Origin of the sequence: Pseudomonas syringae group sp. 26L6 (assembly GCF_032587815.1) — a bacterium.
GTDB classification, from domain to species: Bacteria; Pseudomonadota; Gammaproteobacteria; order Pseudomonadales; family Pseudomonadaceae; genus Aquipseudomonas; species Aquipseudomonas amygdali.
The window spans coordinates 176123-192761 of the sequence record NZ_JAWHPJ010000018.1; the positions used below are offsets into that span (position 1 = coordinate 176123).

A 16639-nucleotide genomic window follows, 5' to 3' on the forward strand; every position below is an offset into this window, starting at 1 on the left:
TCACTTTCAGGTTATCCAAATTAACCGTGCACCTGCCTGTGGATAACCTGGGGGAATAGCCTTGCACGCCACGTTCGCCGTGGCCTGGCGAAAGTTGATCAAAAAACCAACAGTTTCAATGGCTTGTGCACAGATAAGGTTAGCCTGCCTGTGGATAACCCTTGGAGAACCTCTTGCAGGCCACGGGGGGCGTGGCTTGCGAGGTGTTGTGTGTTTTTTGATCAGCCCCGGCCGCGGGATTTCAGCCAGATATCCACACTGTAGATTGCCAGCCCCGCCCAGATGAAGGCGAAGGTGATGATGGTGCTGGTGGTCAGGTGCTCCCCATACAGCAGCACGGCCAGCAGCAGAACCAGCGTGGGCGCGAGGTATTGCAGGAAACCCAGGGTGGTGAAGGGCAGGTGACGGGCTGCGGCGTTGAAGCACACCAGCGGGATCAGCGTCACCGGGCCTGCGGCGGCGAGCCAGATGGCTTGCGTGGTGGTCCAGAATTCCGGCTGGGCGCTTACGGCCGTCGGGTTGAGCGTTAGCCAGATCAATGCCAGCGGCACCAGCATCCAGGTTTCCACTACCAGGCCAGGCAAGGCGGCAACCGGGGCTTTTTTGCGGATCAAGCCGTAGAACGCAAAGGTCAGCGCCAGAGCCAGTGACACCCACGGCAGGCTGCCGACGTTCCAGACCTGCTGGGCGACACCAATGGTGGCGAAAGCGACCGCCAGCATTTGCAGACGCCTGAGCCGCTCGCCCAGCAACAGCATGCCCAGCAGCACGTTGACCAGCGGGTTGATGTAATACCCGAGACTGGCTTCAAGCATGCGGCCGTTGTTAACGGCCCACACGTAGACGATCCAGTTCGCAGCGATCAGCGTCCCGCTGAGTGCCAGCACGGCCAGTCGCTGTGGGTTGTTGCGCAGGTCACGCCACCAGCCGGGATGTTTCCAGAACATCAGCACAATCGAGCCGAAGAGGGCTGACCAGAGCACTCGATGGATGATGATCTCGATGGCCGGAACGGCGGAGATGGCCTTGAAGTAGATGGGGAACAGGCCCCAGATGGTGTAAGCACTCAGGCCCAGGATGTATCCACGGCGTGGATTGGCAGCTTGCATGGAGCGTCCCTTTAATACAGAAATTTCCGGTTTTATTGTGGGGTGATGCGGTTGATGGTTTTGATCGTACTCACGCTGGAGCGCTGGATGTTATACACAGGTTCGGCTGATTCACGACATCTGTGCCGCGTCGCTTGTTCAGGATCGGACGCGGAGCGTCCAGAGCTGCATGCGACGCGGAGCGCCGCACGATAACCTGGGGCTCATCAGGTCAAAACAGTTTCAACGGCTCTTCATTCAGCGCTGACATCTGCTCACGCAGGGCCAGGATATGGTCGCCCCAGTAACGCTCGGTGCCGAACCATGGAAAGCTGTGCGGGAACGCAGGGTCGTCCCAGCGACGGGCGAGCCAGGCGCTGTAGTGCATCAGGCGCAGGGCACGCAGTGGTTCGATCAGGGCCAGTTCGCGTGGATCGAAATCATGAAACTCGTTGTAACCGTCCATCAGCTCCGACAACTGGCCGAGGCGCTCCTGGCGATCACCGGCCAGCATCATCCAGATGTCCTGAACGGCAGGACCAAGGCGGCAGTCGTCCAGGTCGACGATGTGGAACATCTCGTCGCGGCACATCATGTTGCCGGGGTGACAGTCACCGTGCATGCGAATGTTGGTATGCGGCGTGGCGGCGTAAACGTCCTCGACACGCTTGAGCAGGTCACGGGCTACCGACTCGTAAGCCGGAAGCAGGCTGCGCGGGATGCAGTCGTTTTCCAGCAGGTAATTGACCGACGCATGGCCAAAGTTATTCACACCCAGTGCTTCGCGGTGCGCAAACGGTTTGGTCGAGCCGACCGCATGGATACGCCCCAGTAACTGACCCAGGCGATACAGCTGATCCAGATTGCCCGGCTCCGGCGCGCGTCCGCCTCGGCGCGGGAACAGCGTGAAACGGAAACCGGCGTGCTCGAACAGGGTTGCGCCGTTGTGCAACATGGGCGCGACCACGGGCACTTCGACCTCGACCAGTTCAGCGGTGAAGCTGTGCTCTTCAAGGATGGCTTCGGTAGTCCAGCGCTGTGGGCGATAGAACTTGGCGATCAGCGGTTGGCCGTCTTCGATACCGACCTGATAGACGCGGTTTTCGTAACTGTTGAGCGCCAGGATGCGGGCATCGCTGAGAAAACCGATGCTTTCGACAGCATCCAGGACCAGATCGGGAGTAAGTGTTGCAAACGGGTGAGCCATGACTACTCCTGCGCGCAGCAGGTTGCCGCGTCGGACCGCTGATGGTAACGCAGACCGGTCCCGCTTCGCCAAACCCCATCCGTTTAATCTGCCTTCGGGCTCTTTTGTCATCAAAAAGTCATGAGTCGTTAGCGAGATAGCCATGTTCGACGCCTAGAGTCGCCGTCAATGAGATCGATCTCAAGTGAGCGACAATGACTGATCTGAAAGAGGTAGCGCATCTGGCCGGGGTTTCCCGGGCTACTGCGGCACGTGCCTTCGCAAGCCCCGACGTCGTGCGCTCGGAAACCCGCGAGCGGGTATTCGCTGCGGCCCGCGCCTTGGGTTTTCGCCCCAATCGGCTGGGCCGCCAATTGCGTCTGCAAACCACCAACCTGATTGGCGTGGTGGTGCCCAACCTGCTCAACCCGGTGTTTGCCGAACAGTTTCAGGCCATGGAGCGGGCGGCGCGGGCACGGGGTTATAACCTGCTGCTGGCAACCACCGACTACACCGCAGAGCGTGAAAGCGCCGTGGTTGAGGAGTTGTTGCGTCAGCGGGTCGACGGGCTGGTGCTGACGGTGACCGACGCCGAGCACAACCGGGTGCTGCAAAGCCTGATCAATGAAGACACTCCGTTCGTGCTGGCCTATCACCAGACCGGTAACCCGGATTACAGCGCGGTGTCTGTGGATAACCGGGCGGGCATGGCGCTGGCCACTCGTTACCTGATCGATGCAGGCCATCAGCGAGTCGCCATGGTTGCAGGTCCGGCCATGCAGTCCGACCGCGCCCGACTGCGTTATGAAGGCTATCGCGACGCTATGGCCGAGTGTGGGCTTGAAGCGCGACCAGTGATTGAAATGCCTGCTCATACAAGCGCCGATTTCGCCGCACTCGAACCCCTGTTACGTGGTCCGGACGCGCCCAGCGCGCTGGTCTGTTCCAACGATTTGCTGGCCATCAGCCTGATTGCCGAATTACGCCGCAACGGCTGGGGCGTTCCCGAGCGCCTGTCGGTGATCGGCTTCGACGGCATCGCCCTCGGCACGCAGATGCACCCGACCTTGTGCAGCGTGGTTCAGCCCATCGCCGAGCTGGCGCACATTGTCATCGACCAATTACTGGCACGGATTGCTGGCGCAGTACCTGTTTCTCATTGTCTGCCGTGCCATATCCGGCCCGGCGAAAGCACCCAGCCCTACCAGGAGATGCTTCATGCTCAGCCTCAGTAAAACCCTCGCGGCACTGCTGTTATGTGGTGCGGCCAGCCTCGCCCAGGCCGCCGAAACCGCCATCTGCTACAACTGCCCGCCTGAGTGGGCTGACTGGGGCACGCAGCTCAAGGCCATTGCCGACAGCACCGGTGTACAAGTGCCGCTGGACAACAAGAACTCGGGGCAGGCGCTGGCGCAGATCGTCGCCGAGCAGGCCGCGCCGGTCGCAGACGTGGTGTATTACGGCGTGACCTTCGGCCTGCAAGCGCAAAAGGCCGGTGTGGTCGATACCTACAAACCCAAGCACTGGGACGACATTCCCGCAGGCCTGAAGGACCCTGAAGGGCACTGGTTCGCCATTCATTCCGGCACGCTGGGCATCATGGTCAATGTGGACGCACTGGGCGGTCTGCCGGTGCCGCAAAGCTGGGCGGATCTGCTCAAGCCCGAATACAAGGGCATGGTCGGCTACCTCGACCCCTCCAGTGCATTCGTCGGGTACGTGTCCGCCGTTGCGATCAATCAGGCCATGGGCGGCACACTGGACAACTTCGGCCCGGCCATCGACTACTTCCAGAAGCTGGCGAAGAACTCGCCCATCGTGCCCAAGCAAACCGCTTATGCACGCGTACTGTCCGGTGAACTGCCGATTCTGGTCGACTACGACTTCAACGCCTATCGCGCTCGCTACAAGGACAAGGCCAACGTCGCTTTCGTGATTCCCAAGGAAGGCACCATTGGCGTGCCGTACGTGATGAGCATGGTTGCCAAGGCACCGCACCGCGCTAATGCCGAGAAGGTGCTGGATTTCGTCCTGTCTGACGAGGGCCAAGCGCTGTGGGCCAAGGCTTATTTGCGTCCAGTGCGCTCGAAAATGCCTGCCGACGTGGCCGCGCAGTTCCTGCCCGACAGCGATTACGCTCGTGCCGGTGTGGTGGATTACCAGCACATGGCTGCCGTGCAGGAAGCCTTTGCTGCCCGTTATCTGCGTGAGGTGAAGTAATGTCAGCCTCGCCGGGACACGCGCTGGCTCTGCACAAGGGCGGATTTATGAAGCTGCGGCTGCGCCCGACCGCTGCGGTGGCGCTTGCTCCGGCGCTGGCGGTGTTGCTGGCATTCTGGCTGCTGCCGCTGACCCACCTGATCCTGCTCGGCGCACAAGGTTCTGACGGCAGCGGCAGCGGTTACTGGCAGGTGTTGAGCAGTGCTCAATACCTCGGCAGCCTGGCGCAGACCTGTCTGCTGGCACTGGTGGTCACGCTTGCGGCGTTGCTGGTCGGCGGTATCAGCGGTGTGTTTCTGGCCCGTAACCAGTTTTTCGGACGCTCTGCGCTGGTGGCGTTGCTGACCTTTCCGCTGGCGTTTCCTGGCGTAGTAGTGGGCTTTCTGGTGATTCTGCTGGCCGGTCGCCAAGGCATCTTCGCGGCACTCGGGCTGGAGCTGGCTGGCGAACGCTGGATATTCGCCTATTCGCTGACCGGTTTGTTCATTGGCTACCTGTATTTCTCGATTCCGCGCGTGATTCTCACCGTCATGGCCGCTTGCGAAAGCCTGGACCGCAGCCTTGAAGAAGCTGCGCATTCGCTGGGCGCGGGTCATTGGCGGGTGGTGTGCGATGTAATCGTTCCGGGGCTGGCACCCGCGCTGGTGTCCTGCGGTGCGATTTGCTTCGCCACGTCGACGGGCGCATTCGGTACGGCATTTACGCTTGGTACGCGCCTGAACGTCACGCCGGTGGCGATCTACAACGTGTTCACCAATTACGCCAACTTCACCGTAGCCGCCGCGCTGTCGGTGATCCTCGGGCTAGTGACATGGGCGGTGCTGTTGCTGGCCCGTCGCATGGTCGGGACATCAGGGGTTGCCCTTTGAAACGTTCTCCATTGTTTGCTGCGCAACTGGCATTCACGTTACTGGTTTGTGCGTTCATGCTGGTCCCGGTAGTGCTTTCGCTGCTTGCCGGGCTGACCCGCAATTATTTTCTGGGCCTGTCGAGCGGTTTGACCTTCGACTGGCTGGTGCAGGTCTGGCAAGCCTATTCACCGACTGTCTGGTTGTCGCTGCAACTGGCTGTGGCCTGTGCGATCTGCGTATGCCTGGTCGGCGTTCCGGCAGCGTATGCGCTGGTGCGCATGAACAATCGCTTCAGCCGGGCCTTTGAAGAAATGATGGTTCTTCCTGTCGCCATGCCCGGCCTGGCCAGCGCCCTGGCGTTGCTGCTGACCTACGGCCAGTTCGGCAGCTTTCGCAGCAGTTGGCTGTTCATTCTGGTGGGCCATGTGTTGTTCACGTTGCCGTTTCTGGTGCGCCCGGTCATGGCGGTCATGCAGCGTCAGCAACTGCCGGTGCTTGAAGAAGCTGCCGCCAGTCTGGGCGCCGGGCCGATCAAGCGCTTTTTCAGCGTGGTGGTGCCCAATTGCCGCGCCGGGATTCTGGCCGGTGTGCTGATGGTCGTGACCCTGTCGCTGGGTGAGTTCAACCTGACCTGGATGCTGCACACGCCGATGACCAAGACCCTGCCGGTCGGTCTGGCCGACAGCTACGCCTCAGCCCGACTGGAAGTCGCCAGCGCCTACACCCTTCTTTTTCTGTTGCTGATTGTGCCGCTGCTGATTGCGTTGCAGGCCATCAGTGCGCGTCTTGCCCGTGGAGAGAGCCGATGAGCGGAACCACCATTCGCCTGAAAGGCTGCCGCAAGGCATTTGCCGACGGCACCGTTGCTGTACAGGATCTGCACTTGACCATCGAGCCTGGCGAAACGCTGGCGATTCTCGGTCCGTCCGGTTGCGGCAAGACCACCACCTTGCGTCTGATCGCCGGGCTTGAACGTCCGGACGTCGGTCAGGTGTTGTTCGATGATCAGGACGTTACGCGCCTGCCTATCGAGCGGCGTGACGTCGGGATGGTGTTTCAGAACTACGCGCTGTTCCCGAATCTAGACGTCGCCGGGAACATTGTTTACGGCCTGAAGATTCGCGGCCTGTCGCCTGCCGAACGAAGCAAGCGCTGCGATGAGTTGCTGGAACTGGTTGGCCTGACCGGTCACGGTAATCGTCGTGTCAACGAGCTTTCTGGTGGTCAGCGTCAACGGGTCGCGCTAGCCAGGGCTCTGGCACCGCGTCCGCGGGTGCTGCTGCTCGACGAGCCGCTGGCGGCACTGGATGCGCAGTTGCGTGAGCGCTTGCGCAGCGAGCTCGATCAGTTGTTGCGTGGGTTGGGCATCACCTCGGTGTTCGTCACCCACGATCAGGGCGAAGCCATGGCCCTGGGCGACCGGATTCTGGTCATGGAAAAAGGCTGCGTCTCGCAATTGGCGACGCCGAGGGAAATCTATCAACAACCTGCCAATGCGTTCGTCGCCGGGTTTGTCGGCAATCTGAATGCGTTCAGCGTGGTCGAGCGCACCCCGTCAGGCCTCAAGGTGAGCGGCGGCGAGCTGCCATGGAACGGCGCTGATCTGCCGGGCACGGTCTACTGCCGCCCGGAACATCTGCGCCTGATGCCGGAACACGGGCACCTTCAGGGTCGCTTGGTCGGTCAGTTTTTTCAGGGTGCGCAAAGCCGTTTGCTGGTCGATGTCGGAGGTCCGCAGCCGCTGTTGGTGGACAGCACCGACAACGTTATTCACGCCGCCAACGCTGCCATCGCCCTGAGTGTTGAGCCGCAGGCGCTGTTCACCCTGCATTCGTAACATCGTTTCCGTAGAGAGCTTATTTTGAATCGTCCGTTTCTTATTGCCCAGATCAGTGACTTGCACCTCAAAGCCGACGGGCGCCTGACCTATGGCGTGGTCGATACACTGGGTGCATTGCGCCGCGCAGTCGAACACATCAACGCCAGCAAGCAGCGCCCAGACATCGTGGTGATCAGTGGTGATCTGGTCGACTTCGGGCGTGAGGACGAATACGCCGTGCTCAAGCCTGAACTGGAACGCCTGCACATGCCGTTTTATCTGGTGCCCGGCAATCATGATGATCGGCACAACCTGTTGGCGGCGTTTGCCGAACAGGTGTACCTGCCATTGTCGGCCAGCGGACCTCTGGACTGGGTGGTGGAGAAATACCCGGTACGTCTGATCGGCATGGACACGACCATTCCCGGCGAGCATGGCGGGCGGCTGGATTACTGTCAGTTGGACTGGTTGCACGCGCAGCTGTCACGTCGTCCTTATGTACCGACGGTGATCATCCTGCACCATCCGCCATTCATTAGCGGCATAGGGCACATGGACCGCGAACCCTTCGGCAACGCGTCGGCGCTGGAGCGTGTGATTGCCCAGCATCCGCAAGTGGAGCGTTTATTGTGCGGGCATTTGCATCGCCCCATGCAGCGGCGTTTTGGTGGCAGCGTGGCAAGCATCTGCCCTGGCACCTCACACCAGATCGTGCTGGACCTCGACGAAGCCGCGCCTGCCCATTTCAACCTGGAGCCGGCAGGCTACGTGCTGCATCGCTGGCATTCGGAACAGGGGTTTGTCAGTCATAACGCCGTGTTCGGCGGCTATGAAGGGCCATACCCGTTCTACGATGTGAACGGGTTGATTGATTGATTGATTGATTGATTGCTCATCGCTCCCACGCTCTGCGCCCGGCGTGATACTCAAGTCTTGATTAGCCCGGAAAGCGGGGCTCGACGCGCAGTATCAGGCGGAGTAAAGATCCTTGTGGGAGTGAGCTTGCTCACGAAGACGGTGTTTCAGTCGATGCATTTTCGACGATCATACAGCCCTCTTCGCGAACAAGTTCGCTCCCACGGCCTCCGGCCAGAATCAATAGCAGACCTTTATATAACGATGAGCGATCTGCGTCCTCTTCCTGATTGCCGATCAGGCGCCGATAACGCCGCCATCTTCGCGGGTAATCACCATCACCGATGAACGCGGTTTGCCGTTGGGCAAATGCTCGGGGAACGTGGAACCACCGTTTTCACCGGGATGCTGGATGCCGATGAACATGGTTTTATAGTCCGGCGCAAAGCTGATGCCGGTGATTTCGCAACCAATCGGCCCGACCAGAAAGCGACGAATTTCGCCGCTGGCAGGATCGGCGCAGAGCATCTGGTTATTGCCCATGCCCGCGAAGTCGCCCTTGTTGCTTGAGTCGCCATCGGTCTGAATCCACAGCCTGCCGGCTTCATCAAAGCTCAGGCCGTCGGGGCTGTTGAACATGTTCTGCGCGTTGATATTGCTCGACCCGGCCTGCGGTGTACCGGCATGCACAGTCGGGTTACCCGCGACCACGAACAGGTCCCAGTCGAAGGTCATCGCTGAAGGATTGCTGCCTTCTTCGCTCCAGCGCAGGATCTGCCCGTATTGGTTCTTGGCGCGTGGATTCGGCCCGCCTACAGGCTGACCCTCTTCGCCGCGTTTGACGTTATTGGTCAGTGTGCAATAGACCTGACCGTCCTTGGGACTGACCACGATCCACTCCGGGCGGTCCATGCGCGTGGCTTTTACAACGCTGGCTGCCAGACGCGCATGAATCAGCACTTCTGCCTGATTATTGAAACCGGCAGCCGCGTCCAGGCCATTCTTGCCATGAGTCAGTTCGACCCACTGGCCCTTGCCTTTCGGATGATCCGGATTGCTGTCGCCTGCATCGAACTGCGCCACGTACAAGGTGCCGTGGTCGAGTAGGTTACGGTTGGCTTTGGGGTTCTGGTGATCGATCTTGTCGCGGCTGATGAACTTGTAGATGAACTCGCCACGCTCGTCGTCGCCCATGTACACCACGGCGCGGCCACCCTTGGTTTGGGTGAACGCCGCGTTCTCATGCTTGAAGCGACCGAGTGCAGTGCGTTTGACCGGTGTGGACTTGGGGTCGAACGGATCGATCTCGACCACCCAGCCATGACGATTGACCTCATTGGGGTTTTTCGCAACGTCGAAGCGTGGGTCGTGCGGGTGCCAGTTGATCTCCTTGCTGGCAGCAACCACGCCATAACGCTTCATGCCGGCGTCGAACTTCTGCTCGGCGTTGCTGCTGCCGAAGCAATCAGTGAAGTTCTCTTCGCAGGTCAGGTAAGTGCCCCACGGCGTCTGGCCGCTGGAGCAGTTCTGAAAGGTGCCGAGCGCCTGAGTGCCGGTCTTGTCGGCATCCGTTTTGAGCCAGTCGTGGCCAGCTGCCGGACCACTCAGGCTGATCGGCGTGTTGCCGTGAATGCGACGGTTGTAGCGCGAGTCCTGAACGAACTGCCACTTACCATTGTGCTGTTGCACTTCGATCACGGAAACGCCTTCTGCAGCCAGTGCCTTTTGCACTTCTTCAGCCGATTGCGGCTCTTTGCCGTGATCGAAAAGGTAGCGGTAATTGGTGTATTCGTTGTTGATCGCCATCAGTGCGCGATCCTTGTGGCCTGGCATCGGGAACAGGCACATGCCGTCGTTGTTGTCGCCGAACTGCACTTCCTGAGCCTGGGCCGTACCCTTGCCGCTCGGGTCGAAAGCCGGGCCGCCTGCCTGTAAAGGGTGGCCCCAACTGATCAGAACGGATGAGGTATAGCCTTGCGGCAGGCTGATGCTGTCGGCAGTGGCGGCAGGGATGCTCTGGAAGCCCAGCAGTGTGCCGGACGCTGCGCTGACGCTGTTCGCGAGAACCGTGCGGCTCAACAGGTTGCCACCCAGAAACATCGCTGCGCCGCACAGGGCACCTGCGCTGATGAAGCCCCGGCGGGTGAGGCCGACCTTGTCTGTGCCGACCAGGTTTTCCAGATCGGTGGTTTGATTTTCTTCTAATAGTTTCATCATCACGGCTCCCTCGAATATGGCAGCCACCTTAGTGCGCGCATATGACGGAATTGTGTCGTGGTAATGACTTGCCGACGCTTACATCGGTATACCCAGCAACACCAGTGAAGCGGCAAATCTTGCCTGCACCGTGGCACCGCTTTTCAGCTGTCGTGCATGCAGGTGCTCAGGTGTCGCCAGGGCGCACAGCGTCTGGCCGCCGGGGAGTGTGATTCGCACTTCGCTTGGGCCATCTTCAGCGTCGGTCACGTTATCGATTCGCCCGATCAGGCAATTGTTTCCATTTGTTTCTTCGCTGTTGTCTGCATGCAGTTCCAGCCAACCGGCCTTGATCAGTGCAACCACCTCCGTGCCGTTTTCCAGCTCCAGACGCAGAGTGCTGTCATGGGTGACCTGTGCTTCGATGAACACCTCGCCAGCCAATTGCAGGCGAACCTGATCGTTGTGTCCCTGACGGGTGATGCTGACGATCCGCCCCAGCAACTGGTTGCGTGCGCTCGTACGCAAGGTCAGGCGATTGAGCAGGTCAAGGTCGCTGCTGTCTTCGGCCGCTTCCAGCACCTGCGCCTGCAATGCCTGCACCCGCTGATAAAGACGCAGCACTCGCTCGCCCTCTACCGACAGCTTTGCGCCGCCACCGCCACGTCCGCCGACACTGCGTTCTACCAGCGGCTTTTGCGCCAGATTGTTCAGCTCATCAATGGCGTCCCATGCCGCCTTGTAGCTCAAGCCTGCGCTTTTCGCAGCACGGGTGATCGAGCCCTGTTCGGCAATGTGCTGCAACAACGCGATACGTTGCGGGCGGTGGACCATGTGTTGCGTCAGCAAGGTGGGTAGCGACATGGTAATCCGGGGCGGTCGAGTAGGAGAGGGCAGTATGATCGCTCTCGCGCATGGCGTCGAAAACCGGACGCGGAGCGTCCAGGGCTGCGCTACCACGCGGAGCGTGGGAGCGATGAGTGTTTTGAGGTTCCTGAGCATAGTGTCCAATCAATCCCCAGGCTTCGGCGTTCTTGCCAGGCAGTACACGTCCACTCTTCGCGCGCCGGCCTTGTTCAGGAGTCGCGCAATGACCTCTGCCGTCGAACCGGTGGTCAGGACGTCGTCCACCAGCGCCAGGTGCTTGCCCTGCGCCCAGTCGGGATCAACGAGGGTGAAGGCGTCGCGCAGGTTGCGTTTGCGTGCCTTGGCGTCCAGCCCTTGTTGCGCTGCTGTCTCCCGGCTGCGCAACACATGGTGTTCGTCAACGGGCAGCTGCAACTGTTTACCCAGCCACCCGGCCAGCATCGCCGCCTGGTTATAGCCGCGCTGGCGCAGGCGTTTGTTGGCGAGAGGAACAGGAATCAGGTAATCGGGCCGTGGCAGGTCTTCCTCGAAACGGTGTTGTAGAAACTGCCCGCACAGTTCGGCCAGCAGGCGTCCCATCGGCCATTTACCGTTATGTTTGAATCGGGTAATCAGGCTGTCCACCGGGAAGTCGTACAGCCACGGCGCGATGACCTGCGCAAATCCGGGAGGGCGCTTGCAACATTGCGCGCAGCTCATGCCGGAGAGGGGTAACGGCAGCGCACAGCAGTCGCACTGGCTGCCCAGCCATGGCAGCTCGGCTTCGCATGGCACGCAGACAGGCATGGGCACCTCGCTGCGCTCATCGCATAACAAACAGTGTTGTTTGTTTTTTAACCAGATGTAAACCTCGTATTGGCGGTTGGGTTGACAGCGCATGGCTCTTCCTTAAATATGCCCGACATCCGTGTAGCGCATGGTGCCTTTACGCCCTCGCACATTGCCCAGAAACACCAAGGAGCCGCCCGATGAGCGCCAGCACCACCGCCACTTTGCGTCACGACTGGACTTTAGCCGAGGTCAGGGCGCTGTTCGTACAGCCATTCAATGACCTGCTGTTTCAGGCGCAAACGGTGCACCGCGCTCATTTCGACGCCAACCGTGTGCAGGTTTCCACGCTGCTGTCGATCAAGACCGGCGCTTGCCCGGAAGACTGCAAGTACTGTCCGCAGTCCGGTCACTACAACACCGGTCTTGAGAAAGAAAAACTGCTGGAAGTGCAGAAGGTGCTTGAGGAAGCAGCGCGTGCCAAAGCCATTGGTTCGACCCGTTTCTGCATGGGCGCGGCCTGGAAGCATCCCTCCGCCAAGGACATGCCTTACGTGCTGGAGATGGTCAAAGGCGTGAAAGCCATGGGCATGGAAACCTGCATGACCCTGGGCCGTCTCGATCAGGAGCAGACCGAAGCGCTGGCCACAGCGGGCCTGGATTACTACAACCATAACCTCGACACCTCGCCGGAGTTCTACGGCAGCATCATCACCACCCGGACCTACAGCGAGCGCCTGCAAACCCTGGCCTACGTGCGCGATGCCGGGATGAAGATCTGCTCGGGCGGCATTCTGGGCATGGGCGAGTCCCTCGATGACCGCGCCGGGCTGCTGATCCAGCTGGCAAACCTGCCGGAGCACCCGGAGTCGGTGCCGATCAACATGCTGGTCAAGGTTGCCGGTACGCCGCTGGAAAACGCCGAAGACGTCGACCCGTTCGACTTCATCCGCATGCTCGCGGTGGCACGGATTCTCATGCCGCAGTCCCACGTGCGGTTGTCTGCCGGGCGTGAAGCGATGAACGAGCAAATGCAGGCGCTGGCCTTCTTCGCCGGTGCCAACTCGATTTTCTATGGCGACAAGCTGCTGACCACCGCCAACCCGCAAGCCGACAAGGACATGCTGTTGTTCTCGCGTCTGGGCATCAAGCCCGAAGCGGGCGAAGGCCATGCTGATGAAGTGCATCAGGCTGCAATCGAACAGGCGCTGGTCGAACAGCAAAGCAGTTCGATGTTCTACGACGCTGCTTCTGCCTGACCCCTTGAACGGGCCGGCCTGCTCCGGCCCGTTTTGAACTGCCATCTTTCGGACCGGGGCCTGCATGTCTTTCGATCTCCGCACGCGCCTCGACGCCCGTCGCGCCGAACATCTCTACCGTCAGCGCCCATTGCTGCAAAGCCCGCAAGGTCCGCAGGTGGTTGTCGATGGTCAGCCGTTGCTGGCGTTCTGCAACAACGATTACATGGGCCTGGCCAACCATCCGGAAGTGATCGCCGCCTGGCAGGCAGGTGCCGAGCGTTGGGGCGTGGGCGGCGGAGCGTCGCATCTGGTGATCGGCCACAGCACGCCGCACCACGAACTGGAAGAAGCGCTGGCCGAGCTGACCGGTCGTCCTCGTGCCCTGTTGTTCTCCAATGGCTACATGGCCAACCTCGGCGCGGTGACAGCCTTGGTCGGGCAGGGCGATACAGTTCTGGAAGACCGCCTCAATCATGCCTCGCTGCTGGATGCCGGTCTGCTCAGCGGCGCACGGTTCTCGCGCTATCTGCACAACGATGTGACCAGCCTGGCAAGCCGCCTGGAGAAATCCGTGGGCGATACGCTGGTGGTCACTGACGGTGTGTTCAGCATGGATGGTGACATCGCTGACTTGCCTGCGCTGGCGCAGGCTGCGAAGGCCAAGGGTGCCTGGCTGATGGTGGATGACGCCCACGGATTCGGGCCGCTGGGTGCAAACGGTGCCGGAATCGTCGAGCACTTCGGCCTGAGCATGGGGGATGTGCCGGTACTGGTCGGCACCCTCGGCAAATCGTTCGGCACCTCTGGAGCATTCGTGGCCGGCAGTGAAGAGCTGATCGAAACCTTGATCCAGTTCGCCCGGCCCTACATTTACACCACCAGTCAGCCACCTGCGCTGGCCTGTGCCACCTTGAAAAGCCTGCAACTGCTGCGTACCGAACATTGGCGTCGCGAGCATCTGGCGAGCCTGATCCAGCAGTTTCGTCAGGGGGCCGAGCAGATTGGCCTGCAGTTGATGGACAGCTTTACGCCGATCCAGCCAATCCTGATCGGCGATGCCGGACGGGCTCTGCGTCTGTCGCAGTTGCTACGTGAGCGTGGCTTGCTGGTGACGGCGATTCGTCCGCCGACCGTGCCTGCGGGCAGTGCCCGATTGCGCGTAACGTTGTCTGCCGCGCACAGCAAGGCCGACGTACAGCTATTATTAGAGGCTCTGGAGCAGTGCTACCCGCTGCTGGATGCAAGTGAATCCACGGAGCCCGTCCATGCGTGATCGTTTGATTCTACTGCCGGGCTGGGGCTTGGGCGTTTCGCCGCTGGAGCCGCTTGCCGCCGCGTTGCGCGGGCTTGACGAGCACCTGCGGGTCGAAATCGAGCCGTTGCCGGATATCGACAGCTGCGACCTGCCTGACTGGCTCGACGAGCTGGACGCCAACCTGCCGGATAACGCCTGGCTGGGCGGCTGGTCGCTGGGCGGCATGCTCGCCGCCGAGCTGGCAGCACGGCGTGGCGAAGGTTGCTGCGGGCTGCTGACCCTGGCCAGTAATGCCTGTTTCGTCACCCAGGGCGCGTGGCCGAATGCGATGCCCGCGCAGGATTTCGATGCGTTTCTGGCCGGCTGTTCCGCTGACCATGACGCGACCCTCAAGCGTTTCAGCCTGTTATGCACTCAAGGCGCAGTAGACTCACGCGGTCTCGCCCGGTTACTCAAGGCTGGCGCGCCGCACAGCTCCAAAACTGCTTTGGTCGATGGGCTGAAGATACTCCAGCAACTCGATACACGTAGCGCGCTGCAAACCTATCGCGGCCCGCAACTGCACCTGTTTGCCGGACTCGATGCATTCGTGCCGGCTGAAGCAGCAAGTGATCTGCTGGCCTTGTTGCCGGATGTCGAGGTCGGTCTGATCGAACAGGCCAGCCATGCATTCCTTGTGGAAAACCCCCACGGAGTAGCCGCTGCGATTCACGCCTTTCTGCACGAGTTGGACGATGACTGATCTTTCTATGCCCAAACCGCCCTCTGTCCTGCCGGACAAACGACAGGTCGCCGCGTCTTTTTCCCGGGCCGCGGGCAGCTATGACAGTGTGGCCGAACTACAGCGCAGCGTCGGCAGCGAGCTGCTGTCGCGTCTGCCTGCGCAGTGCAGCCCGGCTCGCTGGCTGGATCTGGGGAGCGGCACAGGCTATTTCAGCCGGGCACTGGATCAGGTTTTCAGTGGCAGCGAAGGCATCGCGCTGGATATCGCCGAAGGCATGTTGCGCCATGCGCAGCCATCGGGCGGTGCACAGCACTTTGTGGCAGGTGATGCCGAGCACCTGCCACTGCGTGATCAGAGTTGCGGGCTGATTTTCTCCAGCCTCGCTGTGCAGTGGTGTGCGGATTTCGCTGCGGTGCTCCGTGAGGCTCACCGGGTATTGCAACCAGGCGGTGTGTTTGCCTTCGCCAGCCTGTGCGTCGGCACGTTGTACGAGTTGCGCGACAGCTGGCAGGCAGTCGACGGCCAGGTTCATGTAAACCGCTTTCGTCACGAAGATGATTATCGTCAGTTGTGCGCTGCCAGCGGTTTACAGGTGCGCAGCCTGGATGTGTGCCCGCAGGTGTTGCATTACCCCGATGTGCGCTGCTTGACGCATGAGCTGAAAGCGCTCGGGGCGCACAACCTCAACCCTGGGCGGCCCAGTGGCCTGACCGGACGCGAGCGGATCAAGGGCATGGTTCAGGCCTACGAAGCCTTCCGTCAGGAAGCCGGTCTGCCCGCTACCTATCAAGTGGTGTACGCGGTGCTTGAAAAAGCCTGACGGCTCCACGTCATAAGGAAGATTACCGAGATGAGCGCTGCTTATTTCATCACCGGAACCGATACCGATGCTGGCAAGACCACGGTAGCTGCCGGTTTGCTGCATGCCGCCCGCTTGAAGGGCTTGAGCACCGCAGCGGGCAAGCCTGTGGCATCCGGTTGCGTAGTGACTGCACAGGGACTGCGCAATTCCGACGCGCTGGCGTTACAGGCCGAGTGCTCTATCGAGCTGGATTACGATGAAGTCAATCCGCTGGCTTTCGAACCGGCCATTGCGCCGCATCTGGCCGCGCGCGAGGCAGGTGTCGTGTTGACGGTCGACTCGTTGCTGAAGCCGATGCAGCACATTCTGGATAAACAGGCCGACTTCACCTTGATCGAAGGCGCAGGCGGTTGGCGCGTGCCCTTGGCCGGGCAGAGCAACCTGTCTGATCTGGCCATTGCACTGGATCTGCCGATCATTCTGGTGGTGGGCGTGCGTCTGGGCTGTATCAATCATGCGCTGCTGACTGCCGAAGCCATCGCCCGGGACGGTCTGCACCTGGCAGGCTGGGTGGCCAACGTCATAGACGCAAACACCTCGCGGCTGGAGGAAAACCTCGCCACGCTGGTCGAGCGTCTGCCTGCACCCTGTCTTGGACGCGTGCCACGATTGAACGAGGCGAGCGCCGGAAATGTGGCGCAATACCTTGAATTAGGGCAGCTGCGCTGACAGCGACGCTATCTTGCTGACAGGCAACGTTGTTTTGG

The 16639-nt window shown here is 60.8% G+C and carries 16 protein-coding genes; 11 read left to right on the forward strand and 5 right to left on the reverse strand.

The features are described from left to right. Positions 1-221: 221 nt before the first annotated feature. Together rarD and RYA97_RS08435 are read right to left on the reverse strand one after the other, a co-directional pair. Complete coding sequence (gene rarD / locus RYA97_RS08430; protein WP_004663394.1) at positions 222-1109, reverse strand: EamA family transporter RarD; 888 nt, start codon at positions 1107-1109, stop codon at positions 222-224. A gap of 211 nt (positions 1110-1320) precedes the next feature. Continuing rightward, positions 1321-2295, reverse strand: a complete 975-nt coding sequence (locus tag RYA97_RS08435) for a serine/threonine protein kinase (RefSeq protein ID WP_117140551.1) — start codon at positions 2293-2295, stop codon at positions 1321-1323. Positions 2296-2489: 194 nt separating this feature from the next. On the opposite strand from RYA97_RS08435, the gene RYA97_RS08440 reads away from it, so the two are divergent. The 6 genes from RYA97_RS08440 to RYA97_RS08465 are packed head-to-tail and all read left to right on the forward strand — an operon-like array spanning position 2490 to position 8040. Further along, positions 2490-3509: a substrate-binding domain-containing protein gene (locus RYA97_RS08440; RefSeq protein WP_044309134.1), complete on the forward strand. Its 1020-nt coding sequence runs from the start codon at positions 2490-2492 to the stop codon at positions 3507-3509. Beyond that, complete coding sequence (locus tag RYA97_RS08445) at positions 3493-4494, forward strand: ABC transporter substrate-binding protein (RefSeq protein WP_005735060.1); 1002 nt, start codon at positions 3493-3495, stop codon at positions 4492-4494. Before RYA97_RS08440 ends, RYA97_RS08445 begins: the two co-directional genes overlap by 17 nt. Continuing rightward, positions 4494-5363, forward strand: a complete 870-nt coding sequence (locus RYA97_RS08450; protein WP_117140552.1) for an ABC transporter permease — start codon at positions 4494-4496, stop codon at positions 5361-5363. Before RYA97_RS08445 ends, RYA97_RS08450 begins: the two co-directional genes overlap by 1 nt. Next, on the forward strand, positions 5360-6154 hold the full coding sequence (locus RYA97_RS08455) for an ABC transporter permease (protein WP_117140553.1): 795 nt from the start codon (positions 5360-5362) through the stop codon (positions 6152-6154). Before RYA97_RS08450 ends, RYA97_RS08455 begins: the two co-directional genes overlap by 4 nt. Then, positions 6151-7182 (forward strand): ABC transporter ATP-binding protein, encoded by a 1032-nt coding sequence (locus RYA97_RS08460; protein ID WP_117140554.1) that lies wholly within the window; start codon positions 6151-6153, stop codon positions 7180-7182. The genes RYA97_RS08455 and RYA97_RS08460 overlap by 4 nt, the downstream gene beginning before the upstream one ends. A 24-nt stretch (positions 7183-7206) precedes the next feature. Next, positions 7207-8040, forward strand: coding sequence for a phosphodiesterase (locus RYA97_RS08465; RefSeq protein ID WP_117140555.1), 834 nt, complete (start codon positions 7207-7209; stop codon positions 8038-8040). Positions 8041-8316: 276 nt separating this feature from the next. On the opposite strand, the gene RYA97_RS08470 is transcribed toward RYA97_RS08465, so the two are convergent. From RYA97_RS08470 to RYA97_RS08480, 3 genes are all read right to left on the reverse strand, one after another. Beyond that, positions 8317-10233: a PhoX family protein gene (locus RYA97_RS08470; RefSeq protein WP_005735064.1), complete on the reverse strand. Its 1917-nt coding sequence runs from the start codon at positions 10231-10233 to the stop codon at positions 8317-8319. A gap of 81 nt (positions 10234-10314) precedes the next feature. Continuing rightward, entirely contained in the window at positions 10315-11079 is a 765-nt protein-coding gene (locus RYA97_RS08475) for a TOBE domain-containing protein (RefSeq protein WP_005781116.1), read from the reverse strand. A gap of 147 nt (positions 11080-11226) precedes the next feature. Further along, positions 11227-11961 carry a ComF family protein gene (locus RYA97_RS08480; RefSeq protein WP_005781114.1) on the reverse strand — a complete coding sequence of 245 codons (735 nt, stop codon included), beginning with the start codon at positions 11959-11961 and terminating at the stop codon, positions 11227-11229. An 89-nt stretch (positions 11962-12050) separates the two neighbouring features. Here RYA97_RS08480 and bioB point away from each other — a divergent pair, with 89 nt between their 5' ends. From bioB to bioD, 5 genes are all read left to right on the forward strand, one after another. Further along, a complete protein-coding gene (gene bioB, locus RYA97_RS08485; RefSeq protein ID WP_002555574.1) occupies positions 12051-13109 on the forward strand; it encodes a biotin synthase BioB in 1059 nt (352 codons plus the stop codon). 64 nt (positions 13110-13173) lie between these two features. Beyond that, the gene (bioF, locus tag RYA97_RS08490) at positions 13174-14364 is read left to right on the forward strand and encodes an 8-amino-7-oxononanoate synthase (protein ID WP_005781112.1); all 1191 of its coding nucleotides are present in this window, start codon (positions 13174-13176) and stop codon (positions 14362-14364) included. Then, positions 14357-15088: an alpha/beta fold hydrolase gene (locus tag RYA97_RS08495; protein ID WP_005735068.1), complete on the forward strand. Its 732-nt coding sequence runs from the start codon at positions 14357-14359 to the stop codon at positions 15086-15088. The genes bioF and RYA97_RS08495 overlap by 8 nt, the downstream gene beginning before the upstream one ends. After that, positions 15081-15890, forward strand: a complete 810-nt coding sequence (bioC, locus tag RYA97_RS08500; protein WP_117140556.1) for a malonyl-ACP O-methyltransferase BioC — start codon at positions 15081-15083, stop codon at positions 15888-15890. The genes RYA97_RS08495 and bioC overlap by 8 nt, the downstream gene beginning before the upstream one ends. A 30-nt stretch (positions 15891-15920) precedes the next feature. Beyond that, entirely contained in the window at positions 15921-16601 is a 681-nt protein-coding gene (bioD, locus tag RYA97_RS08505; protein ID WP_117140557.1) for a dethiobiotin synthase, read from the forward strand. Positions 16602-16639: the final 38 nt, after the last annotated feature.

What these genes read in the sequence shown, in the direction of transcription:
- rarD (WP_004663394.1), bottom strand. Translation starts at nt 1,109, where the DNA reads ATGCAAGCTGCCAATCCACGCCGTGGATACATCCTGGGCCTGAGTGCT.
- RYA97_RS08435 (WP_117140551.1), bottom strand. Translation starts at nt 2,295, where the DNA reads ATGGCTCACCCGTTTGCAACACTTACTCCCGATCTGGTCCTGGATGCT.
- RYA97_RS08440 (WP_044309134.1), top strand. Translation starts at nt 2,490, where the DNA reads ATGACTGATCTGAAAGAGGTAGCGCATCTGGCCGGGGTTTCCCGGGCT.
- RYA97_RS08445 (WP_005735060.1), top strand. Translation starts at nt 3,493, where the DNA reads ATGCTCAGCCTCAGTAAAACCCTCGCGGCACTGCTGTTATGTGGTGCG.
- RYA97_RS08450 (WP_117140552.1), top strand. Translation starts at nt 4,494, where the DNA reads ATGTCAGCCTCGCCGGGACACGCGCTGGCTCTGCACAAGGGCGGATTT.
- RYA97_RS08460 (WP_117140554.1), top strand. Translation starts at nt 6,151, where the DNA reads ATGAGCGGAACCACCATTCGCCTGAAAGGCTGCCGCAAGGCATTTGCC.
- RYA97_RS08470 (WP_005735064.1), bottom strand. Translation starts at nt 10,233, where the DNA reads ATGAAACTATTAGAAGAAAATCAAACCACCGATCTGGAAAACCTGGTC.
- RYA97_RS08475 (WP_005781116.1), bottom strand. Translation starts at nt 11,079, where the DNA reads ATGTCGCTACCCACCTTGCTGACGCAACACATGGTCCACCGCCCGCAA.
- RYA97_RS08480 (WP_005781114.1), bottom strand. Translation starts at nt 11,961, where the DNA reads ATGCGCTGTCAACCCAACCGCCAATACGAGGTTTACATCTGGTTAAAA.
- bioB (WP_002555574.1), top strand. Translation starts at nt 12,051, where the DNA reads ATGAGCGCCAGCACCACCGCCACTTTGCGTCACGACTGGACTTTAGCC.
- bioF (WP_005781112.1), top strand. Translation starts at nt 13,174, where the DNA reads ATGTCTTTCGATCTCCGCACGCGCCTCGACGCCCGTCGCGCCGAACAT.
- RYA97_RS08495 (WP_005735068.1), top strand. Translation starts at nt 14,357, where the DNA reads ATGCGTGATCGTTTGATTCTACTGCCGGGCTGGGGCTTGGGCGTTTCG.
- bioC (WP_117140556.1), top strand. Translation starts at nt 15,081, where the DNA reads ATGACTGATCTTTCTATGCCCAAACCGCCCTCTGTCCTGCCGGACAAA.
- bioD (WP_117140557.1), top strand. Translation starts at nt 15,921, where the DNA reads ATGAGCGCTGCTTATTTCATCACCGGAACCGATACCGATGCTGGCAAG.